The following is a 24,910-nucleotide window of genomic DNA, read 5'->3' on the forward strand; positions in this document are numbered from 1 at the left end:
TACTTTATAACGTTTCAACGGAGTATCACGTGTCCCTGCTTTCGAGCTGCGCCAGCCTGTGTCTGCTGGCCGCCGCCAACGCCGAATCCCCTGCCGTGTTGGAGCCGACCCTGGAGCCGGGCGAGGCCACGACCGTCGGCGAGATCGTGGTTCTGGGTCGTCGCACAGCCCCGCACGATCGCACCCTGGGCGTCGGCGCGGTGACCGAGCGGATGTCCCCGTCTAGCCGGTCGATCGAAAGCGACCTGCTGAAGGCCGTCGGGGCCACCCGCCTGTCCGACGCTCTGGAACTGGTCAGCGGCGTCAGCCAGCAGAACAACCGCGGCGGGGTGATGGACAATTTCGCTATCCGCGGTTTCCTGGGCACGCCCGACGGCGGGGCGGAATATTATGTCGACGGCTTCCTGGCCAACCGGGGCATGGCGCCGCCGCGCGACCCCGCCACGGCCGAGCGGATCGAGGTGCTGAAGGGGCCGGCCGGCGCCCTGTTCGGCGACATCGACCCGGCGGGCCGGATCAATATCGTCTCCAAGACCCCGCGCTTCACCCCCGACGCGGTCTTCACCGGCACGGTCGGCTCCTTTGGCCTGAGGCGCGGCGAACTGGACGTGACCGGCCCGATCTCGGAAACCCTGGCCGGGCGGCTGGTGCTGGCGGGGGAGACCAGCGAGGGCTGGCGCGACCATGTGGGGATGGACCGCACCTCGGCCGCCCCGTCCCTGACCTGGCGGCCCAACGACGCCCTCCGCCTGACCTATGTCGGCGAGTTCACCGTCTTTTCGACCCTGTTCGACCGAGGCATGCCGGCGGTCAACGGCGACGCCCTGGCCCTGCCGGAGTCGAACTACTACGGCGAGCCCAGCGACGGCCCGACGCGGTTCCGCAACGAACGGCACCAGATCACCGGCGAGTACCAGATCAGCGACAACTGGAGCCTGAACGGCGGCGTGGCCTGGCGGGGCGGCTCGCTGAAGGGCCTGTCCAGCGCCCATTCGCGCCTGGTCGGCGACACCTTGTGGCGCCAACGTCGGGGCCGCGACTTCACGGTCGAGGACCTGTCGGCCCGTCTGGAGCTGAACGGCGTGGTCGCCACCGGCCTGGGCGTCCACAATCTGGCCTTTGGAGTGAAGGCCTATCAGCTGACCTATGGCGAGAAGTGGCTGCGGATCAATCCGACGGCGGCCAATCCCTATCCGATCGACCTGTTCAACCCCGTCTATGGCGCCGTCGCCAGCCCGACGCCCCTGCCCTTCACCGACAATCTGGAAACGCGCGAGGTCGTCACCCTTTACGCCCAGGACATGTGGGAGGTGAACGACCGTCTCAGCCTGGTCGCGGGCCTGCGCTGGGACGACTACAGCCAGACCATCCACAACAACCGCACCGGCGCCGTGGGCGAGAACAAGGACAGCCCGGTCGATTATCGCTTCGCCGCCCGCTATCGCCTGACCGACGCCCTGACCGCCCACGCAAGCTATGGCCAGTCCTTTGTGCTGAACTCGGGCACGGGCCGGACCGGCGCCGGCTTCGCGCCCGAAGAAGGCAAGGGCTATGAGATCGGCCTGTCGGGCGCCTGGGAGGGAATCGACCTCGCCGCCACCGTCTTCGACATCGAGAAGACCAATATCCTGACCAGCGACCCGGTGGACGCCAACTATCTGGCGCCGGTCGGCAAGCTGACTTCGCGCGGGATCGAGCTGGACGGATCGGTGCGGGTCGGCGAGGCGTGGCAGGTGGTCGCCAACTACGCCTTTACCGACGCCAAGGCCGACGACAGCGCCTTCGCCACCGACGCTGTGCTGAATGTGCCGGAACACTCTGGATCGCTGTTCGTGATCGGCCGGTTCGCAACGCCGCACGGCACGGACTGGTCCCTGATGGCGGGCGCAGCCTACGTCGGAGACCGGGCCGGCGCCCTGACCGTCAACCCGGTGCGCCTGCCGGACTATTGGAAGGCCAAGGCGGCGGTCGAATACGGGGTGACGCCCCAGGTCACGGCGCGGGTCGAGGTCGATAACCTGTTCGATGAGCGCTACGCCGCCAGCTCGTACAGCGCCCTGTGGATCTTCCCCGGCGCACCGCGCAGCATCCGCGCCTCGCTGCGGCTGGCCCTATAGGCCTCCCCGGCGGCCCGCCCCTCGCGTCGGGCCGCCGAGATCGTGACTTGCTCCCCGCGGGAAAGGCCGTCCAGTATGTCGCCGCGTCCCTGATGCGGCGACAGCCGGTGGAATGAGCCCGAAGATCATGAATGCAACGCGCCGATCCCTCATGAAACTAGGCGCCGCCGCAGCCGGCCTGGCGCCCGCCTCAGCCCTGGCGGCGCAGGCGCCGGATCGGCGGCTGGGCTACGCCATCGTCGGTCTGGGCGGTTATGCGGACGTCATCCTGCCGCGCTTCGCCGAATGCCGCCATTCGCGCGTCACGGCCCTGGTCAGCGGCTCACCCGAGAAGGCGCGTCGTTACGCTGAGAAATACGGCGTCCCCGAGCGCGGCCTCTACACCTACGCGACCTTCGACACGATCCGCGACAACCCCGACGTCGACATCGTCTATGTGATCCTGCCCAACGGGATGCACCACGAATACACCCTGCGCGCCGCCGCCGCCGGCAAGCATGTCATGTGCGAAAAGCCGATGGCCAATACGGCGGCCGAAGCCGAGGCGATGATCGCGGCCTGCCGGGCCGCCGACCGCAAGCTGATGATCGGCTATCGCTGCCATTTCGAGGCCGCCAACCGCGAGGCCATGCGGATCGCCCTCTCCGGGGAAATCGGCCGGCCCCGCGTGGTCACGGCCGAGCATGGCTTCACCATCGGCGACCCCGCCCAATGGCGGCTGAACCGCGCCCTGGCCGGCGGCGGCTCCATGATGGACATCGGCATCTACAGCCTCCAGGCCGCCCGCTATCTGACGGGCGAGGAGCCGGTGGAGGTGACGGCGGTGGAAACGACCGACCGGTCGGACCCCAAGTTCCGCGAGGTCGAGGACATGATCAATTTCCAGCTTCGTTTTCCCTCGGGCGCCCAGGCCAACTGCGTCTCTTCCTACGGGTCGAACCACAACCGCTTCCGCGTGGTCGGCGACAAGGGCTGGGTGGATGCCGAGCCGGCGACGGCCTATTCCGGCAACCGCCTGCGTCGCCTCAAGGACTGGCGCACCGAGGACCACCCCGTTCCGGAAGCGCCCCAGAACCAGTTCTCGGCTCAGCTGGACCATCTGTCGCAGTGTGTGATGACCGGCGCCGAGCCCATTGTTCCCGGCGAAGAAGGCCTGCGGGACATGCGGATCATCGAGGCCATCTATCGCTCCGCCCGCGAACGCCGCGCCGTCTCGCTTTGACCCAACCCGACCGCCCCTTCCGGAGATCCGCCTTGCCCCTTTCGCGTCGCCTCGTTCTCGCCGGCGGTGTCGCCGGCGCCGCCGGCCTATCGACCCTGGCGCAGGCGAAGGAGTCGCCTCTCGCCGTCGGCGTCGTGCGCCTGGACCCCGCGCTGGACGGCCTGATCGCTCCGGACGCGCAGATCGAGACCCTGGCCTCCGGCTTCACCTGGTCGGAAGGGCCGGTCTGGATCGCCGACGGCGCCTATCTGCTGTTCAGCGACGTGCCGAATAACCGCATCCACCGCTGGTCTGAACAGGACGGCGCGTCGGTCTTCATGGACCCGTCCGGCTATGACGGCTCCGACGCCTCGGGCTTCCGCGAGCCGGGGTCGAACGGCCTGATTGTCGGTCCGGCGGGTTCGATCCTTATGGCCGATCACGGCAACCGCGCCGTCGCTCGGGTCGATATGGCCACGCGGGCCAAGACCCTGCTGGCGACGCAATACGAGGGCAAGCCGTTCAACTCGCCGAACGATCTGGTCCAGGCTGCGGACGGCGCGATCTTCTTCACCGATCCGCCCTATGGGCTGAAGGACATGGACCAGTCGCCGCTGAAGGCGCAGGCGCACAACGGCGTCTATAGACTGGCCCCCGAGGGCGGGGTGACCCTGGTGGTCGCCGACCTGACCTTCCCCAACGGCGTCGCCCTGTCGCCCGATCAGCGCACCCTCTATGTCGCGGTCTCGGACCCGGCGCGCGCCGTGCTGATGGCCTATGACCTGACCGCATCAGACATCGCCGCCAGCGGACGGGTGCTGAAGGACTTCACCGATCTTGTCGGCCCGGCCAATCCCGGCCTGCCCGACGGCATGGCCGTGGACCGTGACGGCCATCTGTTCGTCACCGGCCCGAGCGGAGTCTATGTCCTGACGGCCGACGGGCGGTCGCTGGGCTTGATCCGCACCGGGGGCGCGGCGGCCAACTGCGCCTTCGGCGAGGACGGCCGCACCCTGTTCATCACGGCGGGCGACCGGTTGCTGAAACTGCGCACCCTGACGCGCGGCTGAGCGGTCAGGGTGCGGGCGCCAGGGTCCCCTCCAGGCTCAGGGTCGCATCGGCGTTCTCGACGACATTGAGGGCGGTCGCCTGAACCTTGCGGTCGTGCAGGGCCGCCAGCCAGCCGAAGGCGGCGGTCGAGGACACATTGGTCAGGCTGAAGCCCAGGCCGCCGTCCGCCGACATGCCCATGACCGGCGTCAGACCCGTCATCGACCCGACCTCGGCGACCACGGCCGCCACATCGACGTCGCCCGGCGCAGCGGCGGGAGACAGGCGACCGCTGGCCGCCTGGACCAGGGTCAAGTCCGCCTCGGCGACGGCGCGCGCATCGGCGGCGTCGGCCCGCCAGGCCCAGACCGGCCGCACGACCAGCAGCCAGACCAAGACGGCGGCGATCGCCAGCCCCATGACCGTCAACATCCTCTGCTCGCGCAGGGTGCGGCCGTCCCACCAGGCGGCGGCTTGAGACATCAGGCCGTTCATGCGGCGCCTCCGATCACGACTTCACTGACCACCCGGCCGCCGTCCTCGACGGTCGAGGCGTCGGCCATCGACAGACCCGCCGCCGCCATGGCCGTGCGCAATGTCTCAAGATCCGAGAAGGCCGGATAGCTGACGGTGGCGCGCCCCCCCTTGGCGGGATCGGCGCTGAGACTGTCCAGTTCCGCCCCCTCGACCTGTTCCACAGCGGCGAACAGGGCGGCGGCGGCCGTTGTCAGCCCACCGGGCGGCGGGGCGACGGCCAGGCGACGACGCGCCTCCTCCATCGGATCGGCGGCCTCGGCCGCGTCGGGCATGATTTCGGCGATCAGGGCCAGGATGCGGCGCTCGGCCCGGTCGGCGGCGATCTGATCCCGCGCCCCCGCCGCCACGGTCAGGATCAGGGGCGAGACGACCAGGGCCGCCGCCAGGGCCGCCGCCAGCCGCCAACCCCCGCGCGCGGCCTCGCGCCGACGCTCGACGCCGGACAACAGGTCGAGGGCCGGCGCCGCAGCGGCGGCGGCCAGCAGCCGCTCCAGCGTCTCGCGATCCTCGATACCGACCACAGCGCGCCCCGCCGCCACCGCCTCGACCAGGTCCGGCTGGACCGTGGCCGCGAAACGGGCGCCGCGCAGGGCGATGTCGGCGCCGAAGGCGGCGGCGTTCAGCCCCTCCCCCTCCGGTTCCGGCAGCGCCAGACAGTCGGGCACGATGGCGACCGGCGTAATCCCCAGCCCGGCCAGATAATCGATCCAGGCCTCCAGCAGGCCGGCCCCGACGGCGGCGACCAGACGCGGCCCCTCGCCCGTGACGGGTCCGATCGCCACCACGGTCCGTTCCGGATCCCCGGCCAGATCGTCCTTCAGGGCCCAGCGCGCGGCGGCCCGCACCTGGGCCGCGCCGCCGACCGGCAGGTCCAGCCATCGCACCAGGACGTCGGCGCCGGGCGCCACGGCCACGGTGCGAACATCCGGCGTCGCCGCCGCGTCCTCCAGCAGCAGCGAGCCGCGCTGGAGCACCCGCCCGTTCACGTCGAACGTCAGGAAGTTGGCCGGCATCGAGGCCGCCGGCGGGATGATGAGAATACGGGTCTGGCTCATTCTTCAGGGGTCCAGCGGCGAATGACGGTGCGCACGGCACCGTCCGGCGCGGCGTACAGGAGGGCGGTGCGGACGGCGTGGGCGCCGCCGTAGTCGATATCGACCCGAAGATCGAAATAGCGTGTCAGCAGAGAGACTTGTCCCTGAGTTTCCTCATCCGGGGTGAAGTCTTTCAGCGCCGGTTGCGCCCAGAAGGCGTCGAGGCTGGACCAGCCGGAGACGGGCCGGGCGGCGATGGCGGCGCGGGCGGTCTGAAGCCCCACCGCCCCCTGCGTCAGCATGACCAGCAGGGGCGCCTGGGCCTCGGCGAGGGTGTTGGGGTTCAGCCGGGCCTGGGCCGTCGTCGGCAGGGCGCAGACATGGGGTCGAAGCCGCCGGTACAGGTCGGCATCGATGTGGGCGACCGCCCGCATCTCGCTGACATCGGCCAGCATGACCCCGCCGGTGCGATAGGGGGTCGCCAGACCGGCGTAGCGCGCATCCTCCGCTCCGCCGGCCGAGGCCTCGGCGTCATTGTCCATCCAGTCCGTCAGGGCGGCGGCGACGGCGGCCATGCGGGCGCGCGACAGGCCCAGCGCCGTCCCCAGGGCGATGAACTGGGCCGCGCCCTCGGGCCGGGCGAACAGGTCCTCGCCCTGGCCATAGACCAGGGAATTCAGGTTGAAACAGTTCTGGCCGTCGGTGACGACCGCGCGGATCGCCCCCTCCTCGACCGGGAATTCCATGACCCGGCCGTTCCAGCGCGGCTCCATCGGCGTGCGCGTCCCGTTCGCCTGGATCAGATCGGCGATCTGGCGTCGGGCCAGGCTCTCGGCGCCGGCGGCGTACCACTGGGCCTGAGCCTGGGTCTCGGCGTTGGTCGTGCGGCGCACCGAGAAGCGGACGTCGTCCAGAATGACCACCGCCACCACCGCCATCACCGCCACCAGCAGCAGGACGGTCAACAGGGCCATGCCCTCGCGCGACGCCCGGCCCCTGGTCATGCCGAGGCCACCAGGAACAGCTGTTCAAGCCGCCCGACGCCGTCCAGGGTCATGACGACGCGCACGGCGTCCGGCAGCGGCCGGTCGCTGGACGAGATGAAGGCCTGGGCCTCGGACCCGTTCTGGATGAAGGTGACGACGGCGTCCTTGACCCCCCGGCACAGCACCTGGGGCGGGCCGGCGCGGGCGCCGTCCAGATAGGGCGAGACCCGTCGCTCCAGCCGCCCATCGACCACCCGGTATTCGACCCGCTGCAAGGACGGCCGCGCCGCCTCGCTGGGGTTGGACCAACCGTTACGGACCAGGGTCAGGATCGGATCGCCCGGCGTCTCCTGCCCCATCAGGGCGCGCGGCAGGGGGCGGCCGGTCGGGGCGCGAGTGCGACGGGGCGCGGCCTGGGCCAGGTCGGCCTTCAGCAGGGCTCGCATCCGTTGGATATCGCCGACCCGGTCGGTCTCGGCCCGCACAGCGAACCGGGTGTCGATGGTCTGGCTCAGCATCAGGGCCCCGGCGCCGGCCAGCACGGCGAAAATGGCCAGCGAGACCAGCACCTCGACCAGGGTGAAGCCCCCCCGCCTCATGCGCCCCCGCCTCATGATCCGGCCGCCCGGAACAGGACGCGGTCCGCCACCTGGCCCTCGTCGGTCGAGACGCGTACGTCGATCCGCCCCATGCCTGGAACCTCGGTTCCGGTGACAACCCTACGCCAGCGCCAGACCCGACCCGCCATCTCAACCTCTCCGGCGGTTTCCCCGACCGGCAGGCTGGGCGCGATCATGGCTTCCGCCGCGACGTTCTCGGCCACCACCCCGCCCAGGGTGCGGGCCTCGACGCGAACCGCCGAGCGGGTGCTCTCGCCCGACAGGTTCAGCAGGGCCATGGCCGCCAAGGCGAAGACCGCAAGGGCGACCAGCATTTCGATCAAGGTAAAACCATCGCGCTTTTCTGCGCTAACGCTCACCGCGCGGCGGCTCGCCGCCTGAGCGCCGATCCGATCAATCATTGATCGATACCTCGCCCGCGCCGTCGACCGCCACTGTGCGAGACTGGTTGTCACGGGTCAGGCGCACCTGCGCCGGGTCGGCGATCCCGGTGGGATCAAAGACGATGCGCACCGGATCGGCGGGCGCAGCGACGCCCTCGCCCCAGGTCCGGGAGACGAAGACGCCGGTCAAAGGCGTCCAGGCCACGCCGTCGAAGCTGGCGAATCCGTAGCCGGAGGCGTCCGCCTCCGCCGCCACGGGGCGATTGGTCAGGATCGCCTCTTCACGCGCGCGCGACAGCCGGGCGGCGAACTGTTCCGCCTCCAGCCCCACGGCCGGTCGGGGGTCCGGCATCGACAGCACCACCGCCCCGGCCGCCAATCCGATCACCGTGATGGTGACCATCAGCTCGACAAGCGTAAAACCCGAATGGCGACGCCGAAGCCTAGCCCTGCCAGTTGCCGAGGTCCGCGTCATTGCCCTCGCCCCCTTCCTTGCCGTCCGCCCCGAGGGAGAAGACGTCGAACTGCTGGCCGTGCGCACTCTGGCGACGATAGCGGTAGGGGTTGCCCCACGGGTCTTCGGGCAGGCGACGCACATAGCCGCCCTCGCGATAGCGTTCCGGCTGGGCCAGGCCGGCAGGGGCGGCGACCAGGGCCTCCAGCCCCTGTTGGTCGGTGGGGAAGTTCAGATTGTCGAGGCGATAGGTCTCGATCGCCTGTTCCAACACCGAAATGTCCGCCTTGGCCTTGCCGACCATGGCCCGGTCCTGGCTGGGCAGGACATTCAGCGCCACCACGGTCGCCAACAGGCCGATGATGACGATCACCACCATCAGCTCGACCAGGGTGAAACCCTGACGTTTGCGCCGCTTGTTCTGGTTTTCTGACGTCATGACTAAACTCCTCACCCCATGGCCAGGGTGTTGATCTGAAGAATGGGCAGCAGGATCGACAGGACGATCATCGCGACCACCCCGCCCATGACCACGATGATGGCCGGCTCGAGCAGGCTCAGCATCACGGCGGTGAAGGTGGCGAACTCGCGTTCCAGATAGTCGGCGGCGCGCTCCAGCATCGGCTCCAGCCGACCGCTGCTCTCGCCCGAGGCGGTCATATAGACCAGCAGCGGCGGGAAGACGTCGGCGCGGCGCATGGCGGCTGACAGCCCCCCGCCCTCGCGCACGGCCTCGCTCATGGATTCCGTGGCCCGGCGCAGGGCCATGTTGGACACGGTGCGGGCGGTGATGGTCAGGCCTTCCAGCACCGGCAGGCCGGCGGCGATCATGGTCGATAAGGTCCGCGCCATTTTGGCGCCGTGCAGGTCCCGGGTCAGGCGGCCGACGATCGGCAGCCTCAGCATCGCCTGGTCGATCCGCAGGCGGATCTCGGGTCGGCGCCGCGCGACCACGCCCCCGGCGATCAGCCCGGCCAACAAGAGCAGGAACAGCCAGCCCCAGTTTCGCATCAGATCCGACACCCCGATCACCAGCCGCGTCAGCAGCGGCAGGGTCTGGTTCATGCTCTCGAACTGATCGACGACCTTGGGCACGACGAAGGTCATCAGAATGGCGATCACGCCCAGGGCCACGACGGCCAGGACGCTGGGATAGACCACGGCCGTGATCACCTTGCCGCGCACCTGCTGGTCCCGCTCCAACCCGTCGGCCAGACGTTCCAGGATCGGCTGCAAGGCGCCGGACTGTTCCCCGGCCGAGACCATGGCCCGGTACAGCGGCGGGAAGGCCTGGCCCTGCAAGGCCATGGCATCCGACAGACGCCGCCCCTCCATCACCCCGGCATGAACCCCTTCCAGCACCCGCCGCACCACCGGCCGGTCGGCCTGGAGCGCCAGGGTGCGAAGGGCCTCCTCCATCGGCGACACCGAAATCAGGGTCGCCAGTTGGCGGGTGGTCAGGGCCAGGGTCTTGGCGTTCAGCCGGTCGCCGCGCCCAGAGCCGCCTGCGCGCTCTGCTCGCGGGGCGATCCGGGCGGGCGTCAGCTCCAGCGGCATCAGCCGTCGCTTAGTCAGCCAGCCGCGCGCCGCCGCCTCGTCCGAGGCGGCGACAGCGCCGGACACCGTGCGGCCCGCCGCATCGACAGCCACATAGTCGAAGGCCGCCATCAGGCCGCCTCCGCCGGATCGGTCGCGGTCTCCTGGCGGGCGACACGCACCGCCTCCTCGACCGAGGTCACGCCGTCCAGCACCAGGGCGCGCGCGCGTTCCGTCAGAGTTCCGCCCCCGGCGAAGGCCGCGGCGACCACCGCGTCCTCGTCCGCCTCGGCCGCGATCAGACGCCGCACGCGGTCGTCGATCTTCAGCACCTCATAAAGCCCGACCCGACCGACATAGCCAGTATTGCCGCAATGGGCGCAGCCGTGCGGGCGCCAGACCTGCACCCCCGCCTTGGCGCCGACCAGTTTGGCCGTCTTCTTGTCGGCGATCTCGGGCGTGCGACAGTGGTCGCACAGCCGGCGCACCAGCCGCTGGGCCACGATCAGCCTCAGGGTCGAGGCCAGCAGGAAGGGCTCCACCCCCATGTCGCGCAACCGCGTCACCGCTCCCGCCGCATCGTTCGTGTGGACGGTGGACAGGACCAGGTGGCCGGTCAGGGCGGCCTGAACCGCGACCCCGGCGGTCTCCACGTCACGAATTTCGCCCACCATGACCACGTCCGGATCCTGGCGCAGGATGGCCCGCAGACCCGCCGCGAAGGTCATGCCGACCTTGGTGTTGACCTGGGTCTGGCCGACTCCGTCGATGGCGTATTCGACCGGGTCCTCGACCGTCAGGATGTTGCGCGTCTGGTCATTCAGCAGGGCCAGGCCCGCGTACAGGCTGGTGGTCTTGCCGGATCCGGTCGGCCCGGTGACCAGGATGATGCCGTTCGGTTCGGCCAGGGCCGCGCGGAAGGCGGCCAGCGCGTCGGGCGCCATGCCCAACCGATCCAGGGTCAGGCCCGCCTGATCCTTGTCCAGGATCCGCATTACCACCCGTTCGCCGCCGCGCGACGGCAGGGTCGAGACCCGCACGTCCAGCGTCTTGCCGCCCAGGGCCAGGGGGATGCGCCCGTCCTGCGGCACCCGCTTCTCGGCGATGTCGAGCCGCGCCATGACCTTGATCCGCGACACCAGCAGGGGCGCGATGCGCGGGTTCAGACTCAGCGCCTCGCGCAAAACCCCGTCGATGCGCATCCGCACCAGCAGCGCGCTCTCATAGGTCTCCAGGTGGATGTCGGACGCGCCGGTCCGCACCGCCTCGGCGATGATCCCGTTGATCAGCCGGATCACCGGCGCGTCGTCGGCCGTGTCCAGCAAATCGGCCGCCGCCGGAATATCGTCGATCAGACTGTCCAGCCCCGCCGGCATGTCCAGATCCTCGCCGTCCGCCGCCCCCAGATGGTCGCCGGCATAAATCTCGGACAACTGGCGGTCGAAGGCCGCCTGGCTCAGGGTCTCGACCGCCAGGGGCCGGCCCAGTACCCGCCGCGCCTCGATCAGCCCCTTCGGGTCCGCCCCCTCGCGCAGCCCCACCCGCGCCACATCGCCGGCGTCCAGCAGCAGGACGCCGTGTCGTTTGGCGAACCCATAGGGCAGGCTGGGACTGACCAGGGTGATCATGGGATCAGTTCCCGGTCGGCGGCAGGGGCGCGGCCTCGACCGGGGCCACGGGCGCCGTCACGCCGGTGGGGGCGATCACCATTGCCTCGCCCGTCGCCGGGGCGGCCGGCGCTTGGGTTCGCATATAGTCCCGCACCAAGGCGTCCAGGCTGGGTTCGCGATCCGGCTGCACCGCCTGCTGCTGATCGCGCATATAGCCCCAGCGGTCGGCGGCCAGGCCTTGGGCCTCTTCGCGGGTGCGGACGATGGTGGGGCGCAGGAAGACCATCAAATTGGTCCGCCCCCGTTGGCGGCTGTTCGAACGGAACAGGGCGCCGACGCCAGGAAGATCTCCGAGGCCGGGGATCTTGTCCGTCTGGATGATGTCGTTCTGGTCCAGCAACCCGCCGGCCACGGCGATATCGCCGTCATCGACCACCAGGGTGGTCTGCAGCTCGCGCTTGTCCAGCACCAGGTCCGTCGCGCCGTTGCTCAGCCCGCCGTTGATGGCCGAAACCTCCTGGCGCAGGGTCAGGGTGATCGAGCCGCCGGCGTTGATCTGCGGCTTGACCGTCAGCCGCACCCCGATGTCCTTGCGGTCGGTCGTGGTGAAGGGGTTGGAATTGCCGTCCAGCAGGGTCTGGCCCGTGGTGATCGGCACCTCCTGCCCGACCAGGAAGGTGGCCTCTTCGTTGTCCAGCGTCATGATCGACGGGGTCTGGAGCAGGTTGGAGCCCTTGTCGGTCTTGGCCGCATTGATAATGAAGCCGAACAGGCCGTCGCCGACCTCGAACCCGCCGCCGCCGACGAAACCGTTGGCGCCCACCAGACTGTTCAGGGCCAGGGTCTGGAGTTGCTCGCGCAGCGGATCGTCCTCGTCCAGCTGGCCCGCATAGGCGCCGCCGGCGATCTTCACCAGGGGCGTGGCGTTGTCGGTATAGTTGGTCAGGCCGACGCCGTTCTCGCCGCCGTACAGCCACTGGACGCCCAGTTCGCGCACGGCGTTGTCGCTCAGCTCGACCACGATGGCCTCGATCAGCACCTGCTGGCGGCGCACGTCCAGACGCCGGATTACGTCGGCCAGGGTCCGCTGCATATCGGCCGGACCGGCGATGACCAGGGCGTTGGCGCCGGGGAAGCGGGCGATGGTGGCGCGCTGGCCGGTGGCGGTGACGGTGGACGAGCCGATGGCGCCGCCGCCCGCATCAGCGCCGCCCAGGCTGGCGGCGGTGCGGGACAGGCCGCTGGACGCGCCGGTCGTCGAACCGGTCGGGGCGGTGCGCAAGCCCTGGCTCGTGCTGGTCGAGGCCGTGACCGGCTGGCCGACCACCTGTTGCAGCACCGGCAGCAGTTGCTCGGCGTTGGCGTGTTCCAGGAAGACGACATTGACGTCCTGGCTGGCGCGCGACCGGCCGTCCAGGTCGTGGATCAGGCCGCGCACCCGCGCCAGGGCCTGACCGTCGCCGCGCAGGACGATGGAGTTCGAGCTCTCGACCGCCGTGACCGTGACCATACCCTGCCCGCCGCCGCCCGGCGCGGCCATGACCTGTTGCAGCACCCCGGCGATCTCGCGCGCCGAGGCGTTCTCCAGCGCCACCACCTCATAGCTGGACCGGTCCACGTCGATCCGGCCGATCAACGAGCGGATACGCGCCAGATTGTCGGAAAAGTCGGCCACCACCACGCTGTTGGCGCCGGGATTGGCCAGAACCTGGCCCTGAGCCCCGACCAGGGGCCGGATGGTCTCGGCGGCGGACGCCGCATCGATGTTGCGCAGCTGGAAGACCTCGGTCGAGAACCGTTCGGCGCCGACGGTGGACGGCCCCTGGGCCGCGCCCTGGGCCGGGCTGATACGATAGGCGCCCGACTGGGTCGGAGTCACCACCAGGCCGTTGGCGCGCAGCGTCGACAGGAAGACTTCGAACAGCTGGGCGCGGCCCAGCGGCCGGTCGCTGGTCACCGTCACCGTCCCGGTCACGGCCGGATCGACGATGAAGGTGCGGCCGGTGGTGCGGGCCACGTCCTGGATGAAGGCGCGGATGTCGGCGCCCTGGACGTTCAGGGTCTGGCGCGCCTCCTGGGCCATGACCGGTGCGGCGGCCAGGGGCGCCTGCAGGGCCAGAACGGCGGCGAGGGCGCCGACGCCGGAACGCTTCAGGCGATTGCGCAGAGAGGCGGTCATGGACGCGTCCTTATGGTGGTGGTGCGCGTCTCGCCCGCGCGCTCATATTGGATTTCGGCGGACGGGGCGCTGGCCAGCTGGCCGCGCAGAGCGCCGATGGCCTGAGGGCTGTTCAGCGCCACCCCGTTGACGGACAGGATTACGTCGCCCGACTGGAGCCCGGCGCTGCGCAGCTCGGACGCGTTGCCGGCCGAGGAAACGGTGAAACCGTTGACGCCCAAGCCCTGGATGCGCGGCCGCAGCGACGCCTGCGCCATCAGCCTTTGCGGGTCGACCACCGCCCCCTGAGCCGCGACCGGCCCGGCGGCGGGCGGAGCCACCACTTGAGACGTCGAAGGCGGCGGAGGCGGCGGGGCGGCGCCCACGGGCGCGTCGGCGAATTCCAGCCGACTAACGGACTGGCCCCGCGCCAGGGTCACGAAGTCCGGCCCGACGCCCTGCAGCACCAGCCCGGGCTCGACCTCCTCGCCCACGCCGACCGAGATCTGACGTCCGTCGGCCAGGCCGATAATCGCCGACCCGCCGCCGACGCCGCCCGAGCGAACGCCGAACAGCCGCATCTGGCTGGCGTCCGTGCCCGAGGCGCCGGCCAAGGCCCCCTGCCCGCCTGTGCGGAAGAAGGCGTCAAAACGCGACAGGATGCTCAGATCGACGGCGGGGGTCGAACGCGCGGTGGCTGCAGCGGCGGTCTTCGGCGTTGGTGCGGCGAACAGCCAGACCAGCCGCCCGGCCTGAACCAGTAGCAACAGAATAAGCACGCCCTCAACGAGGCGGCGCAGCGGCAGACGACGCAGACTGTCGGTCGCCGAGGAGACGTTAAAACTACGGAAAGCCGCGATCACGACGCCATGCCTGTTCCGGCCCCCACACGGCCATGGCGCGATCTAGACTAATCGTCCGTATGCGGGCCGCACCGATGTGTGAAGACACGAAGAACATATCGTGACAGTCACGACCCGTACGGATCGTTTCAGAAACGAAAACGACCGGGAGGCCGAAAGCCTCCCGGTCGCAAACGCGTCGCCTGTTCTTGAAATCAGAAGCGGGCGGTCAGGCTGACCGAGGCGCTCTGGCCAAGGTCGTAGTTGTTGACCCGGATCTTGTTGCCCAGCTCCTGGTACTCGTCGAACTCGGTCCCCAGCAGGTTCCGCAGTTCCAGGGCGAAGCCCATGTCGCGGGCCATGACGGTGAAGTCCTTGCGATAGACGAAGTCGAGGAAGACGCCCGGCTCCTGGATAAAGTCAGGCTCGCGGCTCGCGCCGGTGCCGGCGCCGCGGGCGGTGATCCGGTCGCTGACATAGTTGACGATGATCGTCGCCTGCGAGCGGGCCGTATCGTCTTCCCAACCCAGTTGCAGGTTGGCGACATGGTCCGACTGGCCTTGCAGACGGCTGCCGTCCTGGATGAAGAAGGACGCCTGTTCCGGCGTACCCGCGCCACCCAGGGTCAGGACGGTGTCACCGTCGCCAACCTTAACCTCGGAGTCCGAGTAGGTGTAGTTGGCCTGCACCAGCCAGCGCTTGTTGGCGATGAAGCTCATGGTCTGGTCGGGGAACTCGAAATATTTCTTCACCTCGACCTCGGCGCCCATGATGGTCGCCTTGGGCGCGTTCAGATACGACTGCTGGCGCTGGTTGCCCACGTCGACGATGACGGATTCAACCGGCTTGTCCATGTCCTTGTAAAAGACGCCGGCGGTGATGAACTGCTGGCGAGCGAAGTACCATTCGTACCGCGCATCCAGGTTCAGCAGCTCGGTGTCCACCAGATAGGGGTTGCCGATGAAGATGCGGTCGCTTTCCGGGTCGGTATAGGCCTGGGGCGCCAGTTCGCGGAACTGCGGACGGCCGATCGTCTGCGACACGCCGAAGCGCAGCTGCTGATCCTCGGCGAAGTTCCAGGTCGCCGTCAGCGAGGGCAGCCAATATTGCTCCTCGATCTCGGTGGCCTCGTAGGTCGAGGTTCCGCCGAAGACGTCGCGCGGCGTGACGCTCTGCTGACCATCCTCGAAGCGGACGCCCACCGTGGTGCGGACCAGCGGGATGATTTCCGCATCGACCATGGCGTAGGCGGCATTGACTTGCAGCTCGGCGTCATAGGCGCTGGCGCCGTTGCTGCCGGCGATTTCGCGCAGCTGCAGCGTGGTCGGATTGATGTTGTAGTCCGAGAACAGATAGTCGATGCGCGACATGCGCTGGCTATCCGTCAGGCCGTTGACGGCCTCGAACTGCAGATCGTGGCGGCTGGCTTCGCGGTTGTTGTCCAGCGTGGCGACGCCGGCGCTGATGATGGCTTCGCGCACCAAGGACAGCGGCAGGGTGTAGGCCACATCCACGCCGCCGGACACGATGTCGTCGTCCAGCTCGCTGAACGAGATCAGATTGCCCTGGACGTTGTGGATATAGTCGCCGTCCGCGTTGACGCCGTACTGGAAGCGCGATTCATAGGGCGCGTCCCGCGAGGTCTTGGCGTAGGCCGCGCGCCAGTCGATCTCCAGAGCGCCATCCATGAACTGATGTTCGCCGGCCAGTTGGCTGCTCCAAAGCTGGCGCACGAACCATTCGGTATAGTCGTTGCGGATCACGCTGCCGCCGGCGTCGAAGTCGGGGCCGGCGACCGAACGGGCCTCCTTGGTCGTGTTGCGGACATAGAGGTTGGTCCACTTGACCTCATGGTCGGCGTTCGACAGCGACAGGCCGCCGAGGAAGTTCAGGCGGATGTCGTTCTGGTTCGAGTCCACGGCATAGGTCGAAACCGGCACCAGGACTTCGCCCTGGAACTGGCCCTCTTCCTGGACGCCGCTACGCGCGCGCCAGCTGTTGTCGTATCCAGCGACGGCGATCAGGCCCAGGGTGCCGAAGCCCGTGTCCTGCGAGAAGCCGCCGGCCAGTTCCACACCGCCGTCGATCGGCGTCTTTTCACGCTGCAGCAGGCGCAGGGGCGCATTCACCAGCGACTGCCCCATGGCCTGGAGCTGGTCTGCGGTGAAGTTGGCGCTGTTGATCTGCTTGCCCTGATTGAAGGCGATGGCGATCGCGCCGGGGACTTCGCGGGTGTCGTCGTCAAACCCGGTAAAGTCGGTGCGCGATCCGTAATAGATCAGGTTTTCCTGGCCGGTGGATTCGGTGTTTCCGCCCAGCGACAGCTTCATGTTGAAGAAGGGCTGGTTGGGCGCGTCGATGGTGTGCAGATCGATGACGCCGCCGCCGAACTCTCCGGGGAAGTTGGGCGAATAGGTCTTCTGAACCGTCACGCCGTCCAGAATGCTGGAGGGGAACAGGTCTAGGGGCACGACCCGCTGCAGCGGCTCGGGGCTGGGCAGGGGCGAACCGTTCAGCAGGGCCGACGAATAGCGCTCGCCCAGGCCGCGGACGTAGATGAAGCGGCCCTCGACGATCGACAGGCCGGTGACGCGGGTCAGGGCGGCGGCGGCGTTGCTGTCGCCGGTACGCTCCAGATCCTCGGACGTCAGGAAGGCCGCGACTTCGGAGCTTTCGCGGTTCGGTTCGGGAATATAGCGGCCCAGGACGACGATCTCGCCGACGTCGGCGGCCTGCTCCTCGACCTGTTCGGCCGGCGTCTGCGCGGTCGGGGTGGTCTGGGCGAACGCCAGGCCGGGCGCGATCAGCGCACTGGTGGCGAGAAGGACCCCGCTCAGGGTCAGAGTAAGTCTATTCATGGTCTGCGCCTTGAAGGGGTCAGGAAACGCGAAGAACCGGCGGCGACCTCAGGGTCGCCGCCGGCGCTGTCATCGTCAGCAGGTCGAGCCGGCGGTCAGGCCGCAGGTCCAGCCCTGCCACCAGGTGTCTTGGGCGTTCCGCACGGCGCCGATGTAGGTCACGCTGTCGAAGAAGCTGTAGACCGTCTTCGGATCGACCGCCGTCACAGCGTTTTCGTTGGCGCCGTTGATGAAGGCCAGGTTCTGGTTGGTGATCGTCGTACCCGAGGCCGGAGCGGTCAGGGTCGAGGTTCCCGCCGCCGTGACATTGGTGTTGCGGGCGTTGGTGAACACCGCCGTCGAGCGGGCGACGTTGGCCGGACGATACGAGACCGAGCAGGACATGAAGATCGAGCGCAGCGACGGCGTGGAGCCGCTGTCGAAGCTGGTCTGGGTGTCGTTGTCGGCAATGTCGAAGCAGCCGGCGACCGATCCCGCCGTCGAGCTGGCGACGATGTTGATCAGGTTCGGGTTGGTGCCGGTGTCGAAGTGCATGACCGTGTGGGCGTCGGTCGGGGCGTTACGGCCGACCAGGGTCCAGTTGGCGATCTTCGGCTGCGACAGATAACGCGAGGCGTAGGCGGTCGAGGTCGGAGCGGACGAGAACTCGAAACCGGCCGAACGGCTGGTCGAGTTCGGCGCACGCTGGGTCACGATGCCGAACTGAGCGCCGCCGCGCCAGCCGGTGTCGGTGTCCAGACCATCGTCGTCGGCGCCGTTGATGACGATGTGCTTCAGGTTGGCGTTGCCGCCGAAGATTTCGATGCCGTCGTCCGAGCTGTTGTACGACTGGATGTATTCCAGGGTGGTGCCCGAGCCGACGCCGGCCAGCGTCAGAGCCTGGAGCTCGTTGCCGGTCGAGATTTCAAAGCCCGAATATTTGATCTGGACATAACGCAGACGGCCCGAGTTGTCGGTCGCCGTATTGCCGCCGTAGAAGGCGTTGGTGCCTTCGACCTGGCCGGTGCAGGTGACCGGCGCAGTCAGCTGGCAGTTGGCCTGAGGCGCGCGGCCGGCGAGGACGATGCCGCCCCACTGACCTTGCGAGGTCGCGGTGGCCGTGCCTTCGACGTCCTGGCGGCTGGTGAAGACGATCGGGTTGGTCGAAGTGCCTTCAGCGTAGATTTGCGAGCCGCGGTTGACCAGCAGATAGTCGCCGCCGCTCGAGGCGAAGACCTTCACGCCCGGCTCGATCGTCAGAATGCCCTGGGTGCCCGTGGTCGAGGCCGGGTCGATGCCGCGGTCGGTGCCGACTTCGGTGCGACCGCTGATGGAGTAGATGGTGCCGGCGCGGACGGCCAGGGTCAGGTTGCCCAGCACCTGCTGCGGCAACTGGCAGACGCGCAGCGTGTTGTTTGCGATGGTGCCGACGTTCGACAGACCGGTCGGGCAGTCCGAAGCAGGCGTGCCGGGCGTCGGCGTGGTCGGGGTGGTCGGCGTGGAGCCGCCGCCGTTGCCGAAATCGCCTTCACCAGGCGAAGCCACCTCGGCGGAGCCGCAGGCGGCGAGCGCGAGGGCGCTGGCCGCCGTCACGAGAAGGGTCTTGAGCTGAAGGCCGGTCATCGTCAGTCCACCGTGTCTGGTCAAAGAGCTATGACAGGGGACGGTCGAGCTCATGCCCGGCCGCGATGACGTGTACGTCCCTCCTGCCCAACTTCAGTCATAGTCAGGCCATGTGACGGCGCATGCGCCCTGAGATGAAGGTTCGGCGGAGGTTTTGCGGCCAATTCGCATCTATTTTGCAATAATTGGTCCGTCGCCAAATCACTTTCGCGACCAATCAGTAGACGCCTTCTCGCCCCAGCACGGCCGGCACGGTGCGTAGGATCAGCGCCAGATAGGTCCCTATCGTCAGGTTGCGAACCAGCCACATATCCATGGCCACCCGCCGCGCATACGACACGTCGTTGCGCCCCGACACCTGCCACAGGCCCGTCAGCCCAGGCCGCACTGTGCAATAGGCGGCGAAACGACGGCCATAAAGCGGCGCCTCATCCGCTACAATGGGCCTCGGCCCGACTAGGGACATGTCCCCGACCAGCACATTGATCAGTTGCGGCAGCTCATCCAGGCTGGACAGGCGCAGGAGCCGCCCCAGCGGCGTTACGCGCGGGTCGCGCCTAAACTTGCGGCGCTCCGCCCATTCTCCATCCGCCAACTGGGGCAGCCGCGCCTCCGCATCCGGGGTCATGGACCGGAATTTCAGGCAGGCGAACGGGCGGCCATCGCGACCGATCCTCTGCTGGCGGAACAGGGCCGGCCCACCGTCCTGCGTCCGCACCGCCAAAGCGATCAAAAGCAAGCTCGGCAGGAAGAACAGCAGGGCCGCCGACGCCGCCAATACATCCACCAGACGGATAAGGGTCCTGGCCCCGCGACCGGACCTTCCCGAGACCTGTCCCTCCGCGCCTATGCTGCGCAGCGCAGCCTCAACGGTCGTCATGCCCGCCCCTCCCCGGAGACAGGAATATTTCTTAGGGTTGCAAAAATAGCAACCCAAGGGAGATCGAATTTATCTTTGGTTGCAGGATCATCAGTCGGTTGACCTCCGCGCACAACCTATCATAGGTTGCATCGTGCCCCCTATTGACCCCAAATCTCCGCGTCGCCCCTCGCTCCGGCTCGTCGAGCCCCCGCCGGCGGAGCCCCGCTGGTCAGGCCGTCGCTCGGTTGTCGTCATGATCGGGCTGGGCGCCCTGCTATGGATTTTGGTGGCGGCGCTGGGATGGCTGCTGGCCAGAGCCTTCGTCTGATCAGTCGCCGTTCCACCAACCCAGGCTGACCGGCAGGCTCCGCCCCTCCACCGTCACCGTTCCGCTGATAACCGCTGTCCGGTCGCCCAGATTGCGACGCGCGGTGGCCAGGGCGCCGGGGTCGATCCGAGCCTCCAGCCTCGCCTCCCGTCCGCCCGGCGCGACGGCGACCAGGGTCAGACGCCCGTCGGTCAGCGAATAGGCGCGCGGCGTGAACCTCATGGCGCCGTCCGGCCCGGCCAGGGTCAGGATCAACGGCGACGCCTCGCGCCGTCCGCCCTCCCACGCCTCGAACGCCGACGCCTGACCGATGAACAGGCTTTCGACCCGCCAGGCCTCTCCCGTCTCAGCCACAGGCCGATAGTCGCCGGAGACGTCCCCCTCCAGCCGATGGCGGAAATCGGCCTCTCGCTCGGGCGCTGACGCCGGCGCCTGGGGCCGCGCCTCACGCCGCTCGCAGCCGGCCAGGGCCGCCACGCCGATCAGAAGGGGGCCGATCAGAAGAGGAGGGACAAGACGCCGCATCATCGATCCAACGACCGATCCAGCGCCCGGAAGCCGGCGATGGCCAGTTCCGTCGCCGAGGTGAAGACCTCTGGCTTGATCCGCTCGAAGTCATCGGTCGGGCGGTGATAATCGGGGTGATAGTCCACGCCCATATAGAGGAAGGGCACCCCCTTGTCGTGGAAGGCGCCGTGGTCCGACGCCGAGACCCAGTTGTTCTCCCCCTCGTCCTGCGGCGTATCCTTGCCGAAGGCGAAGCTGACCGGGCCGACCGGCGCCAGGGGCTCGAGGATCGGGCGCAGGTTCGGGTGCTGATAAGTGCCCGTGACCCACAGATGGCCGTCGGTCTCGGCCCGCGCCGTCATGTCGAAGTTCAGATTCAGGGCGATGGACGACAGGGGCACCGGCGGCGCCTTGACGAACTCGCGCGCGCCCAGCAGTCCCCGCTCCTCCCCGTCGAAGGCGACCAGCAGCACGCTGTGCTCCGGCGCCTGGGCCTTCAGACGTTTCGCCAGCTCTAGCATCGTGGCGACACCCGAGGCGTTGTCGTCGGCGCCATTGTAGATCTGGCCGTCGTGCATGCCGACATGATCATAATGGGCGCTGACCACGATATAGCGGTCGCCGACACGGGTTCCGGGGATCAGGCCCAGCACATTGGCCCCGCGATAGGTGACGGGCCCCTGCGGCGAACGGCCGGTCGCCTCGAACGGCTGCAGACGACCAAAGGGTGCCGGCGCCACGCCCAGCGCCTCCAGCCGCGACACCACATAGGCCCGTGCCCGCTCTCCGCCCGGCGTGCCGGTCCCCCGCCCCTCCATGTCGTCCGCCGACAGGATCCGCACGTCGTCCAGCAGTTGGGCGTATTGGACGGCGGGAACCGGGGCGGGCGGCGGCGGACTGATCGGCTCAACACACCCGCTCAGGGCCAGGGCGGCGCATCCGCCGAGCAGAAGGGATCGGACGGCGGCAGGCGACATGGACGACTCCGTAAATGACGATTCAGCCTAGCGCGCGGATCGTCCGGCGTCAGCCCGTGGTAATGAGACGACGACATGTCCAGCGCGATTCCCCCATTCCCGCCCGTCGAAAACCTGACCGCCGACACCGCGGCCGAGGAACTGGCCTGGCTGGCCGCCGAAATGGCCCGCCACGACGCCCTCTATAACGAGGCGACGCCCGAGATTTCCGACGCCGACTACGACGCCCTGCGCGCCCGCAATCTGGCGATCGAGACCACCTTCCCCGACCTGGTCCGCCCCGACTCCCCGTCGAACAAGGTCGGGGCCGTCGCCTCCAGCCAGTTCGCCGAGGTGCGCCACGGCGTGCCCATGCTGTCGCTGGACAACGCCTTCGACGAGGGCGAGGTGCGCGACTTCGTCTCACGCATCGCCCGCTTCCTGAAACTGCCCGGCGACGAACCCATCGCCTTCGTCGCCGAGCCCAAGATCGACGGCCTGTCCGCCAACCTCCTCTATGTCGACGGCAAGCTGACCATCGGCGCCACGCGCGGCGACGGTCGTGCGGGCGAGGACGTCACCGCCAATCTGAACACCATCGCCGATGTGAAACAGACTTTAGCCGGCGACGACTGGCCCGACCGGATCGAGATCCGGGGCGAGGTCTACGCCCCCAATGACGCCTTCGCCGCCTTCAACGCCGCCGCCGAAGCCGAGGGCCGCCGCACCTACGCCAACCCCCGCAACTTCGCCGCCGGCTCCCTGCGCCAGAAGGACGCCCGGATCACGGGCAAACGCCCGCTGAACTTCTTCGCCTACGCCTGGGGCGAACACTCCAGCGACTTCGCCGAAACCCAGTGGGACGCCCTGCAAAAGCTCAAGACCTGGGGCTTCCCCGTCAACGCCCGCTCGCGCCGGGTCGAGGGCGCCGAGGGCCTGATCGAAGCCTATCGCGAGCTGGAACGCGACCGCGCGACCCTGGGCTATGACATCGACGGCGTGGTCTACAAGGTCGACCGCATCGACTGGCAACGCCGCCTGGGCTTCGTCGCCCGCAGCCCCCGCTGGGCCATCGCCCACAAATTCCCGGCGCAGCAGGCGACCACGGTGCTGGAAGGCATCGACATCCAGGTCGGCCGCACCGGCTCCCTGACCCCCGTCGCCCGTCTGCATCCGGTCACGGTCGGCGGCGTCGTGGTCCGGAACGCCACCCTGCACAATGAAGACGAAATCGAACGTCTGGACGTCCGCATCGGCGACACCGTCCGCCTGCAACGCGCCGGCGACGTCATCCCCCAGATCCTGGGCGTGGTCTCGGACCTGCGCCCCGCCGACGCCGTCCCCTATGCCTTCCCCGACAAATGCCCGGTCTGCGGCTCGGAGGCGGTGCGCGAGGGCGACGAGGTCAAGCGTCGCTGCACCGGCGGCTTGATCTGCGACGCCCAGATTGTCGAACGGCTCAAACATTTCGTCGGCCGCCGCGCCTTCGACATCGAGGGCCTGGGCGAGAAACAGCTGGTCGCCTTCCACGCGCGCGGCTGGATCAAGGAGCCGGCCGACATCTTCCGCCTGGCGCGCGACGAGGCGCGGCTGAAGGAGCTTGAACGCGACGACGGCTATGGCGAGACCAGCATCCGCAACCTGGTCGCCGGCATCGACGCCCGCCGCGTCATCTCGCTGGACCGCTTCCTGTTCGGCCTGGGCATCCGCGACATCGGCGAACAGACCTCGATCGTCCTGGCCCGCGCCTTCGAGAGCTGGTCCGCGCTGAAGGCCGCCTGCCTCCAGGCCGCCTCGGGCGTGCCGTCCGACGCCTGGACCACGCTCGCCTCCGCCCACGCCATATCGCCCCGCGTCCTGACCCTGATGGCCGAGGCCGCGCCCCCCGCCGCCGATCCCTGGCCCGAGGCGACGATGGACATGAAGATCAGCCAGGCCTTCCCCGGCATGGCCGCCCCCGCCCGCCGCTCGCTGGCGACAATGGTTCAGGACTGGTTCGGACTGGTCGAACTGGCCCGCGTCGCGCGCGAGGAAGGCCCGTCCGAAATCCTGAACCAGATCGCCGGCGTCACCGGCGTCGGCCCCGTCGCCGCCCTGGCCCTGGCCCACTTCTTCCACGAGCCGCACAATCTTCAGGTCGTCGCCGCGCTCGAGGCCGAGCTGACCGAAATCCTCGACGCCGAACGCCCCAAGTCCGACACCCCGGTCGCCGGCAAGACCGTCGTCTTCACCGGCGCCCTGGAACGCTTCACCCGCGACGAGGCCAAGGCCCGCGCCGAAAGCCTGGGCGCCAAGGTCTCGGGCTCCGTCTCCAAAAAGACCGACTACCTGGTCGCCGGCCCCGGCGCCGGCTCCAAGCTGAAGGACGCCGAGAAACACGGCGTCCAGGTCCTGACGGAGGACGAATGGCTGGCCCTGATCGGCTAGCCCCGCAGCGTCGCCAGGGCGGCGGGATAGCGGCGTGACAGGGGCGCATTCACCGCCCCCAGTTCCACGGTCCAGTCGCCGGAACCGTCGGGTTGTAGGCCGGTGACGCGCTCTGCATTGACCAGCCACGAGCGATGGACGCGCACAAAGCCGAAGCGCGACAGTTCGGCCTCAACCGCCGCCAGGGTCGCGCGCATCAGCGGACGCCGCCCGTCCGCCAGCAGGAATTCGACATAGTTCCCCGCCGAACTGACCGCCAGGATGTCGGCCAGGGGCGCACGGATGATGCGGGCGCCGTCGCGGATGTCGAAACTGACCGGCCGCACCGGTTCATCGCGTCGCCGCCGCAGATAGGCCGTCAGCAGGAAGCCCCCGACCAGCAGGACATAGGTCACCAGGTCCTTGCGCAGCTCATAGCCGAACCGGTCGCCGAACTGATAGGCGCCCGCCCCCATGACGGCGTAGCCCAGCTTCCTCAGCGCCACGAAACCGCTGACGTGCAGGGCCGAAAAGGTCACAAGCGCCGCCAGATGGATCACGGCGAACCGCGCCTTGGGCCGCCACCCCTCGCTTGCCGCCTCGTCCGGCGGCGCCAGACTGGCGGCCAGCCAGGGAATCCAGATCACCGCCATCAGGGTGAGGGTGCTCGACACCTCCCAGACCATGGGCATCCATGCGGCCACATCCGGATTGTCCGCCTGAGCCGTCAGAATGTTGACCGGCGTGTTGATCAGCGAAAAGGCCAGGACCGCCAGGGCGCAGCTCCAGAGGTCGCGACCGTTCAGGCGTCGCGCCATACGCGACCACCCGCTCGTCACGACACGCGCGCCGTTCGTCCCCAC

Annotated in this window: 21 protein-coding genes; 4 read left to right on the top strand and 17 right to left on the bottom strand. The window is 68.8% G+C overall.

Annotated elements, in window-relative coordinates:
- The first annotated feature begins 29 nt into the window (after positions 1-29).
- From ACW17X_RS04690 to ACW17X_RS04700, 3 genes are all read left to right on the top strand, one after another.
- On the top strand, positions 30-2,117 hold the full coding sequence (locus ACW17X_RS04690; RefSeq protein WP_492099886.1) for a TonB-dependent receptor: 2,088 nt from the start codon (positions 30-32) through the stop codon (positions 2,115-2,117).
- A gap of 151 nt (positions 2,118-2,268) precedes the next feature.
- Positions 2,269-3,339, top strand: a complete 1,071-nt coding sequence (locus tag ACW17X_RS04695) for a Gfo/Idh/MocA family protein (protein ID WP_492099887.1) — start codon at positions 2,269-2,271, stop codon at positions 3,337-3,339.
- A 32-nt stretch (positions 3,340-3,371) separates the two neighbouring features.
- On the top strand, positions 3,372-4,388 hold the full coding sequence (locus tag ACW17X_RS04700; protein ID WP_492099888.1) for an SMP-30/gluconolactonase/LRE family protein: 1,017 nt from the start codon (positions 3,372-3,374) through the stop codon (positions 4,386-4,388).
- A gap of 4 nt (positions 4,389-4,392) precedes the next feature.
- Here the strand turns inward: ACW17X_RS04700 and ACW17X_RS04705 are convergent, their stop codons facing one another.
- The 16 genes from ACW17X_RS04705 to ACW17X_RS04780 all read right to left on the bottom strand — a co-directional run bounded on the left by ACW17X_RS04705 (position 4,393) and on the right by ACW17X_RS04780 (position 21,662).
- Positions 4,393-4,863, bottom strand: coding sequence for a type II secretion system protein M (locus ACW17X_RS04705; protein WP_492099889.1), 471 nt, complete (start codon positions 4,861-4,863; stop codon positions 4,393-4,395).
- Complete coding sequence (gene gspL, locus ACW17X_RS04710; RefSeq protein WP_492099890.1) at positions 4,860-5,960, bottom strand: type II secretion system protein GspL; 1,101 nt, start codon at positions 5,958-5,960, stop codon at positions 4,860-4,862. Before gspL ends, ACW17X_RS04705 begins: the two co-directional genes overlap by 4 nt.
- On the bottom strand, positions 5,957-6,943 hold the full coding sequence (gene gspK, locus ACW17X_RS04715) for a type II secretion system minor pseudopilin GspK (RefSeq protein ID WP_492099891.1): 987 nt from the start codon (positions 6,941-6,943) through the stop codon (positions 5,957-5,959). Before gspK ends, gspL begins: the two co-directional genes overlap by 4 nt.
- Positions 6,940-7,524 carry a type II secretion system minor pseudopilin GspJ gene (gene gspJ / locus ACW17X_RS04720; RefSeq protein WP_492099892.1) on the bottom strand — a complete coding sequence of 195 codons (585 nt, stop codon included), beginning with the start codon at positions 7,522-7,524 and terminating at the stop codon, positions 6,940-6,942. Before gspJ ends, gspK begins: the two co-directional genes overlap by 4 nt.
- 11 nt (positions 7,525-7,535) lie before the next feature.
- Positions 7,536-7,904: a type II secretion system minor pseudopilin GspI gene (gene gspI, locus ACW17X_RS04725; protein WP_492100433.1), complete on the bottom strand. Its 369-nt coding sequence runs from the start codon at positions 7,902-7,904 to the stop codon at positions 7,536-7,538.
- Positions 7,905-7,938: 34 nt separating this feature from the next.
- Positions 7,939-8,403 carry a GspH/FimT family pseudopilin gene (locus tag ACW17X_RS04730; RefSeq protein ID WP_492099893.1) on the bottom strand — a complete coding sequence of 155 codons (465 nt, stop codon included), beginning with the start codon at positions 8,401-8,403 and terminating at the stop codon, positions 7,939-7,941.
- A complete protein-coding gene (gene gspG, locus ACW17X_RS04735; protein WP_492099894.1) occupies positions 8,372-8,821 on the bottom strand; it encodes a type II secretion system major pseudopilin GspG in 450 nt (149 codons plus the stop codon). Before gspG ends, ACW17X_RS04730 begins: the two co-directional genes overlap by 32 nt.
- Before the next feature lie 11 nt (positions 8,822-8,832).
- The gene (gspF, locus tag ACW17X_RS04740; RefSeq protein WP_492099895.1) at positions 8,833-10,050 is read right to left on the bottom strand and encodes a type II secretion system inner membrane protein GspF; all 1,218 of its coding nucleotides are present in this window, start codon (positions 10,048-10,050) and stop codon (positions 8,833-8,835) included.
- Positions 10,050-11,546: a type II secretion system ATPase GspE gene (gspE, locus tag ACW17X_RS04745; protein WP_492099896.1), complete on the bottom strand. Its 1,497-nt coding sequence runs from the start codon at positions 11,544-11,546 to the stop codon at positions 10,050-10,052. The genes gspF and gspE overlap by 1 nt, the downstream gene beginning before the upstream one ends.
- A gap of 4 nt (positions 11,547-11,550) precedes the next feature.
- Complete coding sequence (gene gspD / locus ACW17X_RS04750; RefSeq protein WP_492099897.1) at positions 11,551-13,707, bottom strand: type II secretion system secretin GspD; 2,157 nt, start codon at positions 13,705-13,707, stop codon at positions 11,551-11,553.
- Positions 13,704-14,549, bottom strand: a complete 846-nt coding sequence (locus ACW17X_RS04755; protein ID WP_492099898.1) for a type II secretion system protein N — start codon at positions 14,547-14,549, stop codon at positions 13,704-13,706. Before ACW17X_RS04755 ends, gspD begins: the two co-directional genes overlap by 4 nt.
- Before the next feature lie 194 nt (positions 14,550-14,743).
- Positions 14,744-17,386, bottom strand: coding sequence for a TonB-dependent receptor domain-containing protein (locus ACW17X_RS04760; RefSeq protein ID WP_492099899.1), 2,643 nt, complete (start codon positions 17,384-17,386; stop codon positions 14,744-14,746).
- A gap of 75 nt (positions 17,387-17,461) precedes the next feature.
- Entirely contained in the window at positions 17,462-18,988 is a 1,527-nt protein-coding gene (locus tag ACW17X_RS04765; RefSeq protein ID WP_492099900.1) for a beta-helix domain-containing protein, read from the bottom strand.
- A 217-nt stretch (positions 18,989-19,205) separates the two neighbouring features.
- Positions 19,206-19,868 carry a sugar transferase gene (locus ACW17X_RS04770; protein ID WP_492099901.1) on the bottom strand — a complete coding sequence of 221 codons (663 nt, stop codon included), beginning with the start codon at positions 19,866-19,868 and terminating at the stop codon, positions 19,206-19,208.
- Positions 19,869-20,178: 310 nt separating this feature from the next.
- Complete coding sequence (locus ACW17X_RS04775; protein ID WP_492099902.1) at positions 20,179-20,703, bottom strand: hypothetical protein; 525 nt, start codon at positions 20,701-20,703, stop codon at positions 20,179-20,181.
- Positions 20,703-21,662, bottom strand: a complete 960-nt coding sequence (locus ACW17X_RS04780) for a M28 family peptidase (RefSeq protein WP_492099903.1) — start codon at positions 21,660-21,662, stop codon at positions 20,703-20,705. The genes ACW17X_RS04775 and ACW17X_RS04780 overlap by 1 nt, the downstream gene beginning before the upstream one ends.
- Before the next feature lie 75 nt (positions 21,663-21,737).
- On the opposite strand from ACW17X_RS04780, the gene ligA reads away from it, so the two are divergent.
- A complete protein-coding gene (gene ligA, locus ACW17X_RS04785) occupies positions 21,738-24,068 on the top strand; it encodes an NAD-dependent DNA ligase LigA (protein ID WP_492099904.1) in 2,331 nt (776 codons plus the stop codon).
- Here the strand turns inward: ligA and ACW17X_RS04790 are convergent.
- A complete protein-coding gene (locus tag ACW17X_RS04790; RefSeq protein ID WP_492099905.1) occupies positions 24,065-24,865 on the bottom strand; it encodes a LytTR family DNA-binding domain-containing protein in 801 nt (266 codons plus the stop codon). The genes ligA and ACW17X_RS04790 overlap by 4 nt on opposite strands.
- Positions 24,866-24,910 lie beyond the last annotated feature (45 nt).

The organism is Brevundimonas sp. FV1ye4L, assembly GCF_058681255.1.

Coding starts and splice junctions, on each gene's coding strand:
- ACW17X_RS04760 (WP_492099899.1), bottom strand. CDS start 17,386: ATGAATAGACTTACTCTGACCCTGAGCGGGGTCCTTCTCGCCACCAGT.
- gspG (WP_492099894.1), bottom strand. CDS start 8,821: ATGACGTCAGAAAACCAGAACAAGCGGCGCAAACGTCAGGGTTTCACC.
- ACW17X_RS04780 (WP_492099903.1), bottom strand. CDS start 21,662: ATGTCGCCTGCCGCCGTCCGATCCCTTCTGCTCGGCGGATGCGCCGCC.
- gspK (WP_492099891.1), bottom strand. CDS start 6,943: ATGACCAGGGGCCGGGCGTCGCGCGAGGGCATGGCCCTGTTGACCGTC.
- ACW17X_RS04730 (WP_492099893.1), bottom strand. CDS start 8,403: ATGACGCGGACCTCGGCAACTGGCAGGGCTAGGCTTCGGCGTCGCCAT.
- ACW17X_RS04695 (WP_492099887.1), top strand. CDS start 2,269: ATGAAACTAGGCGCCGCCGCAGCCGGCCTGGCGCCCGCCTCAGCCCTG.
- ACW17X_RS04790 (WP_492099905.1), bottom strand. CDS start 24,865: ATGGCGCGACGCCTGAACGGTCGCGACCTCTGGAGCTGCGCCCTGGCG.
- ACW17X_RS04775 (WP_492099902.1), bottom strand. CDS start 20,703: ATGCGGCGTCTTGTCCCTCCTCTTCTGATCGGCCCCCTTCTGATCGGC.
- gspF (WP_492099895.1), bottom strand. CDS start 10,050: ATGGCGGCCTTCGACTATGTGGCTGTCGATGCGGCGGGCCGCACGGTG.
- gspE (WP_492099896.1), bottom strand. CDS start 11,546: ATGATCACCCTGGTCAGTCCCAGCCTGCCCTATGGGTTCGCCAAACGA.
- gspD (WP_492099897.1), bottom strand. CDS start 13,707: ATGACCGCCTCTCTGCGCAATCGCCTGAAGCGTTCCGGCGTCGGCGCC.
- gspL (WP_492099890.1), bottom strand. CDS start 5,960: ATGAGCCAGACCCGTATTCTCATCATCCCGCCGGCGGCCTCGATGCCG.
- gspJ (WP_492099892.1), bottom strand. CDS start 7,524: ATGAGGCGGGGGGGCTTCACCCTGGTCGAGGTGCTGGTCTCGCTGGCC.
- ACW17X_RS04765 (WP_492099900.1), bottom strand. CDS start 18,988: ATGACCGGCCTTCAGCTCAAGACCCTTCTCGTGACGGCGGCCAGCGCC.
- ligA (WP_492099904.1), top strand. CDS start 21,738: ATGTCCAGCGCGATTCCCCCATTCCCGCCCGTCGAAAACCTGACCGCC.
- ACW17X_RS04705 (WP_492099889.1), bottom strand. CDS start 4,863: ATGAACGGCCTGATGTCTCAAGCCGCCGCCTGGTGGGACGGCCGCACC.
- ACW17X_RS04770 (WP_492099901.1), bottom strand. CDS start 19,868: ATGACGACCGTTGAGGCTGCGCTGCGCAGCATAGGCGCGGAGGGACAG.